Annotated in this window: 12 protein-coding genes; 7 read left to right on the top strand and 5 right to left on the bottom strand. The window is 65.5% G+C overall.

What is annotated here, in order from left to right; all coding sequences use genetic code 11:
- The first annotated feature begins 120 nt into the window (after positions 1–120).
- From QM707_RS13285 to QM707_RS13265, 5 genes are all read left to right on the top strand, one after another.
- Positions 121–1,521 carry an esterase/lipase family protein gene (locus QM707_RS13285; protein WP_415002357.1) on the top strand — a complete coding sequence of 467 codons (1,401 nt, stop codon included), beginning with the start codon at positions 121–123 and terminating at the stop codon, positions 1,519–1,521.
- A gap of 60 nt (positions 1,522–1,581) precedes the next feature.
- Complete coding sequence (locus tag QM707_RS13280; protein WP_415002356.1) at positions 1,582–2,373, top strand: hypothetical protein; 792 nt, start codon at positions 1,582–1,584, stop codon at positions 2,371–2,373.
- Between the two features lie 22 nt (positions 2,374–2,395).
- On the top strand, positions 2,396–2,881 hold the full coding sequence (locus QM707_RS13275) for a hypothetical protein (RefSeq protein ID WP_415002355.1): 486 nt from the start codon (positions 2,396–2,398) through the stop codon (positions 2,879–2,881).
- Positions 2,882–3,123: 242 nt separating this feature from the next.
- Entirely contained in the window at positions 3,124–6,498 is a 3,375-nt protein-coding gene (locus QM707_RS13270; protein WP_415002354.1) for an Ig-like domain-containing protein, read from the top strand.
- 197 nt (positions 6,499–6,695) lie between these two features.
- A complete protein-coding gene (locus tag QM707_RS13265; RefSeq protein ID WP_415002353.1) occupies positions 6,696–7,130 on the top strand; it encodes a DoxX family protein in 435 nt (144 codons plus the stop codon).
- Here QM707_RS13265 and QM707_RS13260 read toward each other — a convergent pair.
- Positions 7,108–9,378: a DUF5916 domain-containing protein gene (locus QM707_RS13260; protein ID WP_415002352.1), complete on the bottom strand. Its 2,271-nt coding sequence runs from the start codon at positions 9,376–9,378 to the stop codon at positions 7,108–7,110. The two genes, QM707_RS13265 and QM707_RS13260, sit on opposite strands and share 23 nt — an antisense overlap.
- Before the next feature lie 104 nt (positions 9,379–9,482).
- A complete protein-coding gene (locus QM707_RS13255; protein WP_415002351.1) occupies positions 9,483–11,336 on the bottom strand; it encodes a tetratricopeptide repeat protein in 1,854 nt (617 codons plus the stop codon).
- Between the two features lie 91 nt (positions 11,337–11,427).
- Between QM707_RS13255 and QM707_RS13250 the strand changes: the two genes are divergently transcribed.
- Positions 11,428–12,036 carry a DUF938 domain-containing protein gene (locus QM707_RS13250; RefSeq protein ID WP_415002350.1) on the top strand — a complete coding sequence of 203 codons (609 nt, stop codon included), beginning with the start codon at positions 11,428–11,430 and terminating at the stop codon, positions 12,034–12,036.
- A gap of 9 nt (positions 12,037–12,045) precedes the next feature.
- Here the strand turns inward: QM707_RS13250 and QM707_RS13245 are convergent, their stop codons facing one another.
- Positions 12,046–12,591, bottom strand: a complete 546-nt coding sequence (locus QM707_RS13245; protein WP_415002349.1) for a hypothetical protein — start codon at positions 12,589–12,591, stop codon at positions 12,046–12,048.
- Between the two features lie 123 nt (positions 12,592–12,714).
- On the opposite strand from QM707_RS13245, the gene QM707_RS13240 reads away from it, so the two are divergent.
- Complete coding sequence (locus tag QM707_RS13240) at positions 12,715–14,769, top strand: M13 family metallopeptidase (RefSeq protein ID WP_415002348.1); 2,055 nt, start codon at positions 12,715–12,717, stop codon at positions 14,767–14,769.
- Positions 14,770–14,826: 57 nt separating this feature from the next.
- On the opposite strand, the gene QM707_RS13235 is transcribed toward QM707_RS13240, so the two are convergent.
- Together QM707_RS13235 and QM707_RS13230 are read right to left on the bottom strand one after the other, a co-directional pair.
- The gene (locus tag QM707_RS13235) at positions 14,827–15,564 is read right to left on the bottom strand and encodes a methyltransferase family protein (RefSeq protein ID WP_415002347.1); all 738 of its coding nucleotides are present in this window, start codon (positions 15,562–15,564) and stop codon (positions 14,827–14,829) included.
- Between the two features lie 60 nt (positions 15,565–15,624).
- Positions 15,625–16,539, bottom strand: coding sequence for a hypothetical protein (locus tag QM707_RS13230; protein ID WP_415002346.1), 915 nt, complete (start codon positions 16,537–16,539; stop codon positions 15,625–15,627).
- Positions 16,540–16,640 lie beyond the last annotated feature (101 nt).

Below are 16,640 nucleotides of genomic sequence, written 5' to 3'. Positions count from 1 at the left end.
ACGCAGGTCCGCGGGCTTGGGGTGCAGAAAGTCACGGTCGCGGCCGCGATGCCGCGCGAATTGCGTATTCGGTCACGTGCCGTCGCTACAATTGCCCGCCCGTCGTTCGCGAGTCGCCCCGTGTCCCGTGTCCTGATCCTGCCGATCTTCCTTGTCCTGTTGCTGCTGTCGCCCGCGGCCTTGGCCGACAAGCGCCCGGATCTCGCGCGGCTGTACGCCAGTGTCGGGCAGAAGCCGGACCAGCCGCCGGTGATCCTGATTCCCGGCTTGATGGGCTCGACCCTGATCGACAAGAGCACCGGCAAGGAATTCTGGCCCGGATCGCTGGGGGCGTTGGCCTTCAGCGACTATCGTGGCCTGGCGCAGATGAGCGAAGAGGATCGCGAAGGCGAGGGCCTGGTGCCCGGCGACCTGTTCTACGGCGTGGCCGGCGTGGATTTCTATTCCGAACTGACTGGCACGCTGGAGCAGGTCGGGCGTTTTCGTCGCGCGCAACCGGGCCAGGCGGTGCAGGGCGAAGGCGATCGCCGCCGCTACTATGTCTTCAACTACGACTGGCGCAAGGCCAACGTGCAGACGGCGGCCAAGCTGCACGAACTGATCGAGCAGATCCGGCGCGACTACGGCGATCCCGGGTTGAAGGTGGACATCGTCGCGCACAGCAATGGCGGCCTCATCGCCAGCTACTACCTGCGTTACGGCCCGCGCGACGTGCTCGGCGAAACCGATCCAAAACCCTGGAGCGAGGGCGAGCAGCGCGTACGGCGCGTACTGATGCTGGGTACGCCGATGCTCGGGTCGGTGCGCAGCGTCGAACGCCTGTTGTACGGCATGCGTATCGCGCTGCGCGTCATTCCGGTCGAAGTGATGGCCACGATCTCGACGCCGTTCGAGGCCTTGCCGAACCCGGCGCTGCAACCGATCGTGGACAAGCACGGCAATACGATCGCGCTCGACCTGTTCGATCCGCGGATGTGGAAAGCGCGGCGCTGGTCGGTGTATTCGGACGAGGTGACCGGCCGCGTGCGCGCATCAGCCGAAACGCCCGAAGCCGGCGAGGCGTCGGTGCGCAGCCTGCAATCGGCGTTCGAGCGGAACCTCGAGCGCGCCCGGCAGTTCCTGCAAGTCCTGAACACGCCGATGCCCGGCAAGGTGGACGTCGCCGTGTATGGCGGCGACTGCGAGATGACGGCATCGCGCGCGATGCTGGTCGAAACCGGCCCGGTTTCCGAATTGATCTTCCGTCCGGCCGAAACGGCGCGTAGTCGCGTCGATCCGCCGGGCAAGAAGAAGGGGCCGTCCGAGCGCATCGACTACGAGGGCCTGCTGGCCGAGCCCGGCGACGGCCTGGTCACGCGCGCTTCGCAGCTGGGCCGCGCGCCGGCGCGCAACGGCCAGTCCGGGCGGGATTTCCATTTCTTCGACGATCCGCAGACGATGTTCCTCTGCGCCTCGCACGCCTCCCTGACCGGCAACCCGAATTTCCAGGACAACCTGCTGTATTTCCTGCTGGTTCGCTGAGCCGCGCTTCCCGGGCCGGCCGGGTGCTCCCGGCTGCTCCGTTCAGTCTAGAATGCGGGCATGAAGGAACTGCGCGACCTCCTGATCGATTGCCGCATCGAGCTGCGCAAGCTCGTGCGCGATTTCCAGAAGACGGAGTTGTGCGAACGGCTGGACCTCGCCATCCAGACCGTGACCCAGATGCAGGCGCCGGCCAAGGCCGAGGCCGCCAAGACGCGGGACGATTCCGACAACGACAATCCGTCGCCGAGCGAGAAGAGCGCAACGACGAACCAGGTCGGCCTGGCCTGGCAGACGGCGGCCCGCGACCTGAAGTTCAGCGATCCGCCGCTTTACGAGCGGCTGAGCGAGAAGGTCATGCGCCTGCTCGAACAGAAGACCATGGTCGATCCGGTGACCGAGCTCAAACAGCTCGGCGACGAACTGGCCGGCGTGCGCGCCAAGAGTTTCGCCGACGCCAAGTTGCGCACGGCGCTGGAGAACGAGCGCGACACCTTGCTTGGCGCTCTGGCCATCGCGGTGCCGCAACTGACCGATAGCGGCGACCGCGTCGGCGTGGCATTGGCGCGCATCGACTGGCTGATCCAGCACGGCGCCGCCAAACCTGGGGCGGCAGGCGCTGCCGGTGGAAGCGCTGCGCCCGTCGGCCCGCCGCCGGAAGGGCCGATGCCGACGCCGGAAATATTGAAAGCCGTCGCCGACGGGTTGCGTCCTTTCAGCAAGGAGCAGCGCGAATGGTCGGTGGGCGAGGCCATGGTGCTGTCCGGTTTCCAGTACACGCCGGTCGAGCTGATCGAGAAAGGCGACTCCCATATCGCGCGCATCATCGTGGACGCGCGCAACAAAGGCTGAGCGTCCTTACCTGGAGGCATGCATGTCGCGTAGGTGGTGGTTGTCGCTGTTCGCCCTTGTACTGTTGCTGGCAGGCTGCAACCTGCGCCCCGGCGAACTGGCCATGCGCCAGGCCATTACCGACCATGTCGCGACGGCCGAGGACTATCCGATGCAGTTCATGAAGTCGGACAACTTCCGTTTCCGCGATTTGCAACAGGTGCCCGACGACGAGCGCGACCTCTGGCGCGTGCATGCCGAGTTCGATTTCGTCTATACCGCCGACGGCAAGACCATCGTCGCGGCCTTGAAGGAAAAATCGAAGGCCGAACAGGAAAAGGCCAAGCGCCGCGCCGACACCGCGCTGGAGAAACTGGCCCTGGCCGCCGCCGCCGCCCTGTCGCGGCATGGCACCGAGCAGCGCTTCGAGACGGTGAAGATCGGCGACAAGGACAGTTATGCCGGCGACTTCACCTTGGTGCGCAACGAGGGCGGTGGCTGGCGGGTGGACGACGCGGACTATCAATAGGCGCACAGCGCACGCCGCAGCACATCGCGCGTTCCCGCCCGCGCTTTCCGCGCGGCGTTCAAAAGCGAGCCCGAAGGCGGTAGCGGGGCGTCGAAATGCTGCGCTGCCGCATCGAAAGTTGGTCGAATTCCTGTCGATCCCGTCACATTACTGACGCGATTGGGCTAGATTATGCGCGGCGGGGCGGGATGCCCCGCTTTTCGTGCATGGATGCTCTTCGTCACTCCGGGGAAAAACAATCCATGTCACACCGCCTCTGGCCGCGCCGTCTGGCGCTGGGCCTCGCCTTGGCTGCCGCCGGCACCACGATCGCCGGTACCTCCCACCAGGCCGAATCCGCGTTCCGTCTGCCCGATCACTACGAATTCGACGCGCACTTGTCGGCGAACTTCCGGCCCGACGCGCGCGGCGATTTCAATCTTCGCCTGGGTTTCGATTTCCCGGGCGCCGGCGACGCCACGCTGTCCACCTGGCAGATCGACGTGGTTTCGCCGCAGGGCAAGGTGATCCGTCGCTGGATCGGCGAAACCGGGCTGCGCGAAGGTCGCGGCAGCTATCGTTTCGCCTGGGACGGCCGCGATGAAACGGGACGCAGCCTGGCGGCCGGGTTCTACACCGTGCGCCTGCGCGCGGTGCCGTCGGTGCGCCTGGAGACGGAGCGCAATCTGAGCCTGCTCGAACGCGCCAAGCGTTCCTTCCGCCTCGGCGCCAGCGAGTTGATGGAGCAGAGCTACGATGTTCGCGTCGGCCAGGTGCCGCTGCCGCGCATGCCCGCTTTCCGTGGATTGCCGCATGGCGCCACGCAGCGTACCGACGCGAGCACGCTGCCTTACAGCATCTATTACGGCAACATGCACAGCCAGACCAACCACAGCGACGGCGGCACGCCGGTCGGTTCCTGCGGTGGTTCGGAAGTGCCGCAGGGCGGCACGATGGGTCCGGCCGACGCCTACGCGATGATGGACGATCAGGCCGGCGGCGATTTCCTGCTGACCTCCGAACACAACCACATGTACGACGGTTCCACCGGCACGAATGCGTCGGCGAACCCGGCCACCGCCAACAACATGTTCGCTTCCGGCGTCAGCGCCGCGGCCAACTACAACAGCGCGCATCCCGACTTCCTCGCCCTGTACGGCAACGAGTGGGGCGTGATCAGCAACGGCGGCCATCTCAACATCATCAACCCGGACGTATTGCCGAGCTGGGAATACAACAGCAGCAACCAGCTCATCGGTGGCGTCGCCACGATCAAGTCGAACTACGCCGACCTGTACGCGACGATGAAGGCGCGCGGCTGGATCGGCCAGTTCAACCATCCCTCCAGCAGCCAGTTCGCCATCGGCGGCACCGGCATCGCCTTTGATGCCAACGGCGCCGACGTGATGGTGATGGCCGAAATCCTGAACACCTCGGCGTTCTCGACCAGCACCAACGAAGGCGAGACCGGCAACAGCACCTATGGCGGCGCCTTCAACCTGATGCTCGAGCGCGGTTACAAGGTCGCGCCGGCCAGCAACCAGGACAACCACTGCGCCAACTGGGGCCTGAGCTCGCGCAATCGCACCGGCGTATTGCTGCCGACCGGCACGCCGCTGACGCGCGCGAACTTCATCGACGCGCTGAAGGCGCGACGCGCCTTCGCGACGCAGGACAAGACGGCGCAGATCGTGCTGACGGCGAACGGCCAGGTGATGGGCCAGACGATCGGCAACAGCGGTGCGCTGACGCTGGCCGCGAACTACTTCAGCACGAACGGCCAGGTGGCCTCGCGCGTGCAGTTCTTCGAGGGCGTGCCCGGCCGCAACGGCACCGTGACGCAGCTGTTCGAAGGCGCCGGCACCACCACCATCACGCCGAGCGCGGGCGCGCATTTCTACTACGCGCTCGTCACCGAAACCGACGGCGATCGCCTGTGGTCGGCGCCGATCTGGGTGAACCAGACGGCGAGCGGCGGCGACACCACCGCGCCGACGGTCAGCGCCAGCGAATCGGGCAGCAGCGGCAACATCACGCTGTCGGCCACGGCAAGCGACGCGGTCGGCGTGACGAACGTCGAGTTCTACATCGACGGCGTGCTGCGTAGCAGCGATTCGAGCTCGCCGTATTCGGTGGGCTTCGACTCGACCCTGCTGTCGAACGGCAGTCATTCGCTGACGGCCAAAGCCTACGACGCCGCCGGCAACGTCGGTACTTCCAGCGCCGTGAGCTTCAGCGTCAGCAATACGACGCCGGACACCACCGCACCGACAGTCAGCGCCAGCGAATCGGGCAGCAGCGGAAACATCACGCTGTCGGCCACGGCCAGCGACGCGGTGGGCGTGACCAATGTCGAGTTCTACATCGACGGCGTGCTGCGCGGCACCGATCCGAGCGCGCCGTATTCGGTGAGTTTCGATTCGATGGCGCTCAGCAACGGCAGCCATTCGTTGACGGCCAAGGCCTACGACGCCGCCGGCAATGTCGGCACGTCCAGCGCCGTGAGCTTCAGCATCAGCAATACGACGCCGGACACCACGGCGCCGACGGTCAGCGCCACGGCCACCGGCAGCAGCGGCACGATCAACTTCGCCGCGACCGCCAGCGACAACGTCGGCGTCAGTCGTGTCGAGTTCTCCGTCGATGGCGTGCTGAAGGGTACGGACACGAGCAGCCCGTATTCGCTGGCTTTCGATTCGAACACCGTCGCCAACGGCACGCATGCGCTGGTCGCCCGGGCCTACGATGCCGCCGGCAATGTAGGCACGTCGAGCACGGTGAATTTCTCGGTCAGCAACGGCGCATCGGTGGCATTCAACGAGGCCGAATCGAACGGCACCATCGCGGCCGCCAACACGGTCACGCGGACGTACAGCCGCATCATCGGCAAGATGGGCAATACGACCGACAAGGACTATTTCAAGCTGACGCTGAACCCGGGCGAGACGCTGAAGATCGACATGGTCGGCCCGACCGGCAGCACCTACGACTACGATCTCTATCTGGTCAACGGCAGCGATGCCACGCTGAAGAGCTCGACGGGCGGCACGGCCAACGAGTCGCTGACCTACACGAACGGCGCGAGCGCGCAGACCGTGTACGCGAAAGTACTCACGTACAAGGGCTCGAGCACGACCCTGACCTATACGCTGACGCTGACCTACACGCCGGCCGCGGCGACCGAGCTGCTCGGCAACGGCGGCTTCGAATCGGGTAACACGGTGTGGACGGCCAGCAGCGGCGTCATCGACAACGGCACCGGCCAGGCCGCGCGCACGGGCAGCTGGAAAGCATGGATGAACGGTTACGGCAGCGCGCACACCGACAGCGTCTACCAGCAGGTCAGCATCCCGATGTCGTCCACCGCGCCGACACTGAGCTTCTGGCTCAAGGTCGCCAGCGACGAAACGACCACGACCACGGCCTACGATACGTTGAAGGTGCAGGTGCGTAGCACCAGCGGCGCGGTCATCGCCACGCTGGCGACGTATTCGAACCTGGACAAGGGCAGCAGCTACGTGCAGCGCAGCTTCGACCTGAGCGCCTACAAGGGCCAGACCATGCGCGTGCATTTCGAAGGCGTCGAGGGCTCCACCGTCGCCACCTCGTTCCTCATCGACGACGTCAGCCTGAAGTAAGCCTCAGCACCGACTTCATCGTGGGACCACCGGGGCGCCTTGGCGCCCCGGTTTTTTTCAGCGCATCGGCGCCCCGTTTTTTCCGGCGACCAATTCGTCCCCGTGCGCGGTGCATTGGTCCCCCCGCACCAAGGATGGCGGGGCTGTGTGGCTATGCTCGCAGGTGCCGCCCAAACGACGTCTGCGCACCGTTCCGAATGCATGAGTTGCTCGCCACACTCGAAACACGCCGCCAGTTCGGCTGGATGGTCCTTCGATTCGCGCTCGCCGGCCTGATCGCCGCGCACGGTTGGACGCGCCTGTTGATCGGTGGCGTGGTGCCGTTCGGCGATTGGTTGACCGAGCAAGGGTTCCCGCTCGGCTTCGCGATCGCGGCCGGCATCACCTTCGTCGAAATCGTCGGCACCGTCCTGCTGGCGGCGCGGCGCTTCGTGGTTCCGTTGACGCTGGTGTTTTCGTGCATCTACGCGATGGGCATCCTGCTCGTGCACATGCAGGCAGGATGGTTCGTCGTCGGCCACGGGCGCAACGGCATGGAATACAGCGTGCTGCTGATCGTTTGCCTGCTCTGCGTCGGCTTCCAGGAACTGAAACCGCGTTCCGAACGCCTCAGCGCTCGAAACGGTAGCTGACCTTCACCAGGATCTGCTCGCTGTCGCGCAGCGAGAAGCTGTCGTTGAGCAGGTCGAACTGGTCATTGCTCAGCTCGTTGAACAGATAGCCGCCGCGGCCGTAAACGATGTACAGATCGGACAGCGGGGCCAGTTCGCGCCGGTAGCGGATCTGGAAACCGAGCGTGCTCAGCGAGAAGTCGTCGATGTGATCGTTGACCGGTACCGGTTGGCCGCCGGGCGTCACGCGCCAGGCCTGGCGCAGCGGCGCGTCGAGGCCGAGCGCCTGCATCTTGATGCGGAACTCCTGCTTGTCGCCGATCGTCCAGTTGAGGCCGGCGTCGAGCTGCACGGCGCGTTCGCGGAACGTGCCGAACAGGTCGTCGTGGTCCCAGACCATCCATTGCGGCGTCGACTCCATGTAGAAGTTCGTATAGACGCTCAGCGAATCGGTGAGGTAGTAGGTCGGGTTGAGATTGAAGCTCCAGCCGACGCCGCGGTTCGGGCCGAGGCCGCCACGGAAGGCATTGACGTTGCCGTACAGCTCCCAGCGGCTCTTGCCCTGGCGCGGACGGAAGCGCTCGGCGAACAGGTTCCAGCTCGGCGGCGTACGCACGATGCCGTGCCCACGCAGGATGCGGTCGTCGTAGCCCGCGGCGTTCACGTTGATCTGGGCGAACTGATTGCCGCCGTCCTTGCGCTGGCTGAACAGGCTCATGCGGAACTGTCGCTGCAGTTCCAGGCCATGATCGTTGTCGGTCGCGCTGACGCGCCAGCGCCAGTCGTGCGAATTGAACTTCGAGGTCTCGGGCAGGCCGGTCAGGCGATGCGATATCTGCCAGTGCCCGTAGTTGAGGTTGGCGCGCGACAGATAGCCGAAATCGTTGATCTGCAGGCTGTCGCCGAAGTGCATGAACAGCCACTGGTTGCGCCAGCCGTTGTCGCCCTCGCGTTCGAGCAGCGTGGTGAAGCCGCTGCCGGTGGTGCTGCTGCCGTTCTGGTCGATGTCGCTGAAGATCAGGCGGCTCTGGATGTTCCAGCGTTGCGTCGGACGCCAGTTGTGGTCGACGCCGATCACGGTCGCGGTGCGATCCAGGAAGGGTCGGTCGACCTGGGTGACCATCACGCCGGCGTTCTGGTTGCGGAAATCGCGCGTCAGGCGCAATGCGGAGAAGCTGCGTCCGACCTCGTCGGCTTCTTCGGCGACGAACACACCGTACTTGTAATCGCCCAACGTGCCGTTGAGCTTGACCGCGGCGGTGATGTCGCCGGCGCCGCTGCCGTCGTCGGCCGGTCCGCCGACGCGACGCGTGTACAGCAGCTGGGAGAAGTCGCTGGGCGTGCCGAATTCGAAGATGCCCTGGTTCTCGGTGAAGAAAGGGCGCTTGTCGCTGAAGAAGGTTTCGTTGGCGCCGAAGTTCACGACGAGATTATCGCTCTCCACCTGTCCGAAGTCCGGATTGATGGTGGCGGTGAGCTGCATCTGGCCATTCGGTTTCCAGAAGATGTCGACGCCGGCATCGGTATACGATTCGCCGGTGATGTTGTCGTAGCCGACCGTCGCATAAGGCGTGAAGGCCAGCAGCGACTGGCTGTACTCGGTCACCTGCAGCTTGTGGAAGTCGGAGAGGAAGCGCGGACGCTGGAAGCTGGCATCCGGCCAGGCGACGCGTTCGCCCGTGCTGCCGATCACGCGATCGAGATAGATGCCGACGGTGCGCTTGCCGTCCACGCCTTTGCGCATCGGCGCGACGTACCAGGGGATAAGCATTTCCGCCGACCAGGTATCGCCGTCCTCGCTGACCGCGTGTTTCCAGCTGGCGTCCCAGTCCTTGCTGAAGTTGCGCTCGTTGGTGATGGTCGCGTCGATGATGCCGTCGGTGAGGTTGAGGGTGAAGTTGTAGCCGCTGCGACCGTCGCCGTCGTAGTCGATCATCAGGTTCACGCGGTCGACCGGCGCGTCCTGGTCGCGCTGCGTGCGCGTGCGCGTGCGCGCCACGTTGGCCGGTTGCGTATTGCGGAAGCCGATCGCCAGGCCTTCCGGCGTCGCCAGGATCCAGGCTTCGGTGGGATAGGGCGAGGCCGCACCGGTCAGCGGTTCGGTCAGCTTGAAGTCGGTGACGTGTTCGGCGCCCTGCCATTCGGCCGGATCGATGCGGCCATCGACGACGACTTGCGCGACGGCCGGCGCTGCTTGCGCAGCGAGCAAGGCCAGCAGCAGCGGATGGAGGCGCGGCGAAAGCCGGCGGCGGGACGGGGAGGGACGCATCGGGAACCGCCGGCGGGAGTGAAAGGCGGAACTAGGATGCGAGCCCCTCGCCAAAGGTTTAAGGGCCGCAAGTCATGGGTCGGCGGCCGATGCGCGGCCGGCGATCAGCGGCTGTCGGGTTGGCCGTACTTCGCCCAGAGCGCTGGAAAGCCCTTGGCGTCGAGATAGGCGGGGAACTCGGGTCGGGCGCGCAGCGATGCGCCGGCCGGGCTGAACACATAGACCATGAAATCGCTGTTGTCGTGACTCAGGCGCGTGCGGTCGACCTCGAGGGCGCGCGCCTCCTGCCCCATCTGCGCCAGGAACAAGGGGATCAGGCCGGGGATCGGTTGCTTCGGATCGGCGACCAGTGCGTCGATGAAGGCCAGGGCGCGGCCTCGCTCGCTCGCATCGCCGTACATCCCCGCTGCCAGCACCGTCGCCGCTTCCGGCGGCAGGCCATTGAACAAGGGGCCGCAGCCTTCGATCCAAAGGCGACGTGCTTCGGCCGTGTGGCCGCGGCGCCCCTCGATCTCGGCCAGCTCGCGGCCGGCGAGCTTCAGTCCAGCGGCCTGCGCGCGCTTGAGCATCGGTTCGGCCGTGGCTTCGTCGCCGGCGCGCAGATACGCGGCGGCGCGCCAGCGCGTCAGGTTCGGCAGCAGCGGATCGATTGCCAGGCCGTGGTCGAGTCGCGCCACGCCCTCACGGTAGTAGCCCGAGCGCATCAGGGTGAGCCCGGACCAGAAGTTGGTCGTGATGTCGTCCGGATCGAGTTGCAGCGCGCGATCGAAGTACTCGCGCTGCGCCAGCAGGTCGGCCTTGCCGAAGCTGGAGGCCAGGCCCATGACGGCCCAGGGTTCGGCGAGGGCGGGGTCCAGCGCGATGGCGCGCTGCGCGTACTTCTCCACCTTCGCCTGCGTCGCTTGCGCGTTGCCGGCCGCAGGGAAATAGGTCGGCAGGATGCCGTACACCGCAGCCAGGCGCGAATAGGCGCGCGCATAGTCGGGATCGAGCGCGATCGCCTGTTCCAGCATCTGCCCGGCCTCCTGCATGCGCGTGCCATCGCGGCGGTCGAAGATCGCCGTCGCCTGCAGGAACAGGCCGTACGCCTCCGGGTTCTTCGTCGCCACCGGCACGAGGCGGCTCTTCTGCTCGCCTTCCAGCACTACCTGCAATTCGTCGGTGATCGCGCGGGCGATATTCTCCTGCAGTTCGAAGACATCGCTCAGGTCGCCGTCGTAGGCTTTCGACCACAGGTGCGAGCCGTCCGAGGCCTGGATCAGCTGCGCGGTGATGCGCACCTTGTCGTCCTGTTTCCGTACCGAACCTTCGAGCACGTGCGCGACGCCGAGCGTGCGACCTATCTCGCGCAGGTCGACATTGCGATTCTTGAATTGGAAGGAACTGGTGCGGCCGGCGACCTTCAGGTCCTTGACCTGCGCCAGCGCGTTGAGGATTTCCTCGGCCATGCCATCGGAGAAGTACTCCTGGTCCTTGCCGGGGCTCAGATCGGCGAAAGCGAGTACGGCGATCGATTTTCTCGGGATGGCCGGCGCGGTCGCTGCCGCCGTCGTTTCGCGGACCGCAGGCGCGGCCGACCTTGGCCGATCCGCCTCGGCACGGTGCGGCGCCAGCACGAACTTGTCGAGCGCGAAGTAGGACAGCGCCAACAGCAACACGACGATGATCATGCGGTCCATGCGCCGCGCGGTCTGCGGCGCGATGGATTCTTCGGCCGGCACCTCGGCGTCGCGTTTCAGCCCTTCGGGCGTGAGTTCGAACACCCAGGCGAAGATCAGCGCCGGCAGGAAGCAGATCGCCAGCATCACCACCACGCTGCGCGCGATCCAGTCGGGCGCGCCGAACATCGGCAACACCGTGCCGGCGACCTGGGTGATGAGCCAGGCAGCCACCAAGTACAGCCCGGCCATGCGGATGACGTTGCGGCGTCGCAGTTCGGCGATCAGCTTGCCCAGCATTCGCGACGATCCCCATGTCGACCCCTGCGCTACCTTACGCCAAACGGGCGTGGAAAATGCAGGCAGACTCCGGATCGGAGACACTGCCCGCATGACGAATACGTTGCCCGATGCCCCGGCCACCGGCCGCAATCGCGAACCCATCCTCGCGGTACTGCGAGAGGCATTCGCAGGGCGCCGCCATGTATTGGAGATCGGCAGCGGCACCGGCCAACACGCGGTCTTTTTCGCCGAAGCCCTGCCCGATCTGCAGTGGCAGACCAGCGACTTGCCGGACCGGCACGAGGCCATCGCGGCCTGGATCGCCGCTTCCGGACTGGACAACGTGCTGTCGCCGATCGCATTGGCTGTCGAACGGCCCGAGCAATGGCCGGCACAACGCTACGATGCGGTATTCAGCGCCAACACCCTGCACATCATGGGTTGGCCGCAGGTGCGGGCCCTGTTCGCGAACCTGCCTGCTGCGCTCGCATCGGAAGCCAGTGTGGTGATCTACGGCCCGTTCAATATCGGTGGCGAGTTCACTTCGCCGAGCAACGCGGCGTTCGACGCGCAGTTGCGTGCCGCCGATCCGCAACGCGGCATCCGCGACCTGGAAGCGGTACGCGAGCTCGCCGAAAGCGCGGGCCTGGCATTCGTCGCCGACATCCCGATGCCGGCCAACAATCGTTGCCTCGTGCTCCGGCGCGTCGGACGGTAGCGCCGACGCTCAACGCATCGGTGCGTCGAACGAATACTGTCCCGCCGCGGGGACGAAGACCTCGCCGTGCGCTTCGTACACCGGCTGTTCCAGCGTCGCCACGGCGCCGGCATGGCGTTGCACATTCCCCAGGCGCGTGCCGACCGGCGCAAGATGCGCCCAGAAGTTTCCCTCGGCATCGACCTTCGGCGGGTCGGGGTCGTGCATGAACTGCGGACCGGGCATCGCACCGCGCTCGGCGGCCCACTGCTTGCCGGCCGCTTCACGCGCGCTCAGGTCGGTGCTGTAGTCGATGACCACGGTGCGGCCCAGACGTTTCTGCGAGGCATCGCTGCGGTCTTCCAGGATTTCGCCGACGATCGTGACCCGGCGAATGCGCTGGCCGTCGACGTTCGACTCATGGACGATGCGCGCCGTCTCGTGGATGCGCAGCACGTCGCTGGCCACGCGCTGGTACTCGGCCGGATTGATCGCCGCGAGGGCGGGTAGAGCGACCAGCGCGAGAGCGAGCAACGCAAGCATGCTGCGCTGCAGAAAAGCGGGTCGTTCGCGCATCGTGTCGTCTCCGGCTATCCGGCCCGAACCTAACACGCGAACCAGAAGACCGCGACCAATGGCAGTGGCCCCGGGGCCGACAATTCACTACCCTCGGGCCTTTCCCGTCCACGGACACGCGCCATGAACCGCACCTCGCTTTCCCTCGCCCTGACCCTGGCGCTGCTCGCGCCGGCCGCCTTCCTTTCTTCCGCACACGCCGCCGACAAGCCCGAGCTCGGTGCTTTCGGCGTCGATCTGACCGCGCGCGACACCTCAGTGAAGCCCGGCGACGATTTCGCCCGCTACGCGAACGGCCACTGGATCGATACTTACCAGTTGAAGGATTACGAGAGCGACTACGGCAGTTTCGACCGGCTGAGCGATCGCAGCGAAGAGCAGGTGCGCGCGATCATCATGGACATCGCCGCGAACAAGAATCTGGCGGCGGGTAGCGATGGGCAGAAGATCCGCGACCTGTATGCGAGCTACATGGACCAGGCCGCGCGCGACGCCAAAGGCGCGTCGGCGATCGCGCCGCAGCTGAACCGCATCGCAGCGATCGATTCCATGGCCAAACTCGTCGAGGCCTTCGGCCATTCCGACGTCGACGGCAGCAATTCGCCGGTCGGCATCGGCGTCGATATCGACCGCAAGAATCCCGATGCCTACCTGGTCAGCGTCGGCGTCGGCGGCCTCGGCCTTCCGGACAAGGACTACTACACCAACCAGGACGAACGCTTCGTCAAGATCCGCGCCGCCTACGTCGACCACATCGCCAAGATGCTGGAGTTCGCGGGCCAGTCCAATTCGCGTTCGCGCGCCGAAGCGGTGCTGGCGCTGGAAACGCGCCTGGCGGCGCCGCAGTGGGAGCGTGCCGAGCGGCGCAACCGCGACAAGACCTACAACCTGACGGCGTTCGCCGACCTGTCCAAGCTCTATCCCGGTTACGATTTCGCCGCGCATTTCAAGGCGCAGGGCATGCCGGTTCCGGACAAAGTGAACGTGCCGACGCCGAGCGCGGTGGCGCCGGTGCTCAAGGTGGTCAACGAGACGCCGCTGGACGTCTGGCGCGATTACCTCACCTATTGGGCGATGCGCGGCAACGCGCCTTTCCTGAGCAAGCAGATCGACGAGGCCGCCTTCGCTTTCACCGGGACCGTGCTCAGCGGCCAGACGGCGCAGCGCGAGCCCTGGAAGCGCGCGGTCGGGCTGGTCGGCGGCATGCAGGGCCTGGGAGAAGCGGTCGGCAAGGTGTACGTCGAGCGGCATTTCTCGCCCGAATCGAAGAAGGCGATGGACGAACTGGTCGAGAACCTGCGCGCGGGAATGCGCCAGAACATCGAGCGGCTCGACTGGATGGGCGCCGATACCAAGGCCGAGGCTTACAAGAAGCTGGCCAGTTTCCGTCCGAAGATCGGCTATCCGAGCAAGTGGCGCGATTATTCGGCGCTGACCATCGTGCCGGGCGACCTGATGGCGAACATGACGGCCCTACGCCAGTTCGCCGCGGACGACGACAACCGTCGCGTCGGCAAGAAGACCGATCGCGACGAGTGGTTCATGACGCCGCAGACGATCAACGCCTACTACAACCCGCAGTTCAACGAGATCGTCTTTCCGGCGGCGATCCTGCAGGCGCCGTTCTTCGACGTGCATGCCGATCCGGCGGTGAACTACGGCGGCATCGGCGCCGTGATCGGCCACGAGATGGGTCATGGCTTCGACGACCAGGGCAGTAAGTCCGACTGGCAGGGCATCCAGCGCAACTGGTGGACCGATGCCGATCGCGCCAACTTCCAGAAGAAGATCGACATGCTCGGCAAGCAGTTCGACGCGTTCTGCCCGCTGCCGAACACCTGCGTGAACGGCAAGCTGACGATGGGCGAGAACATCGGCGATCTGGGCGGCCTGTCGATGGCCTATACCGCTTACCAGCTCAGCCTGAAGGGCAAGCCGGCACCGGTGATCGATGGCATGACGGGCGATCAGCGCTTCTTCATGGGCTGGGCGCAGGTATGGAAAGGCAAGTATCGCGAAGAAGCCCTGGTGAACCTGATCAAGACCAATCCGCACTCGCCGCCGAACTACCGCATCAATGGCCCGTTCCGGAACCTCAACGAGTGGTACGAAGCCTTCGGCGTGAAAGCGGGCGACAAGCTCTACCTGGCGCCGGAAGATCGCGTACGCATCTGGTAAGCATCGGCATCGACTGATCGAACGGAACGGCGGGGCTTGCGCCCCGCCGTTCCATCTTCAGACCACAAAAGGAACGAGCCACCAGCTGCGCCGACGGTACTGCGTCCAACCCGGATGCCGTGACAGACTGGCTTCCTTCATCGCCATGTTGGTGGCGAACAGCGTGCCCCAGACCCAGGCCAGCACCAGCGCCGGCAGCCAATGCCAGACCATCAGGGCGAAGCTGCCGTAGATCATCATCTCGCCCAGGTAATTCGGATGGCGGATGTAGCGGAACATGCCGTCGGTGATCAGGCCGGGGCGCGCGCGCAACGTGAAGTACTTCTGCGCATCGGCGGCGATCATGATCACGCTGCCGATCACGCAGAGGCTGATGCACAGGCAGAACCAGGCTCCGTCGGCCAGCGGATAGTCCGGCCGTACCGCGCCTGAAATCAGCAGCCAGCCGAACACCCAGTACCAGCCCAGCACGAAGACGAAAGCATTGAGGCCGCCGCCGATCGTCACGCGCTTCTGCCAGCTCGGATCGGGAAAGGCGAGGTCTTTCAGTATCCAGACCAGTCCGTAGCTGCCGTGCAGGGCCAGGTAGATCCACGCCGCCATGGACGTATTGCCGTACCACCACATCAGCAGGCCGAGGAACAAGAACGTGCCGGCCTTCTGGAAGTTGACCACCCAGGCCAGCTTCCAGGGTCGCGGGCCACCGAGGAAGTCTTCGGACAGCCAGACGTTGAGCCTGCGTAGCGCACGCGCCCAGGCGGGCGCTGCAGAGGAAAGAGGCGTGGCTGGCGGCATGGCGGCTTCGCAGCGTCGGGTCGTCGCCAAGCTAGCAGAGCGCGCGAGAAAGAGCCTGCCCTAGCGCCAGGTCCCGGCCGGAAACTCGATCACGATCTGCTCGCGACCCGGGCCCGGTTTCGTCTTGCCTCCATCGCTGTTGGCGCAGTTCAGTCGCTGGATGCGGGCCATCTCCCGGATCAACTGCGCTCCGGTGTCGCCTGGATCGGCCTCGCCCTTGTCGGGGACATCGATCGTCATCGTGCCGCAGTCCCCGAAATTCTCCACGACCATCCCGGGGGCGAGATCGCGGACGGCCTTGTCCATGCGTACATCGAAATCCGCCGCTTCCATGTCGGCTTTCGGCAGGGTTATCCGGAACTTGATCAGGAAAAGCTGGTGATAGAAAACATAGGCCAGGGATTGGTTCGGCGCCTCATGAAAGGTGTAGGACAGCGGCAACTTCTTTCCGATCGTGCGATCGGGCGCCACCAGCTCGGCGAGCGCGTCCCGCATCCGGGGATCGAGTTCCTTCGTGTTGCCGGGCTTGGGTGCCGGCGGCGGCGCGTCCTGCTTCTTGCCGGACTCGTCCTTGATGATCGTCGAGGGAGAGAGCGGCGCCTCGAAATCGACCGGTTCGCCGACAACCACATCCGAGTACAGCCCTTGCTTCTGCGCGTAGTCGAACGAAGCGCGCAGCTCATCCATGGCTGTCTTCATGGCTTTCTCGGCCGGCATGTCGCCCAGAGGATAGATGAACACGTTGAACATCAGGCCAGGCGGCGCGTTGGCGATCTGGTACTTGAGACCGACGCCGCCGGCGAAGTGCTCCGGATCGTAGCTGCTCTCGATCAGTGCGTGGCCGCCCAGCAACTTCGGGTAGCTGACCACGCTTCGATCGATGAACTGGCTTTCCGCCGCGACGGGCTTCGCGTCCTTCGCAACGCTCGACAGGGGAAACGACAGGGCCAGCGCTAGGAGGAGGAAGGGTCGCATGGGAACTCCGGCAATCGAAGGCAATGATAGGCCATAGGACCTTCGTCGCCGCTTGCCGAAGCGTGACGCGGCGCATGGCTTGAGCGCACAGAAGGCCGCAA

The organism is Arenimonas sp. (assembly GCF_047602345.1).
Classification (GTDB): Bacteria; Pseudomonadota; Gammaproteobacteria; order Xanthomonadales; family Xanthomonadaceae; genus Arenimonas.
This window is presented reverse-complemented; position numbering and strand designations above follow the sequence as displayed.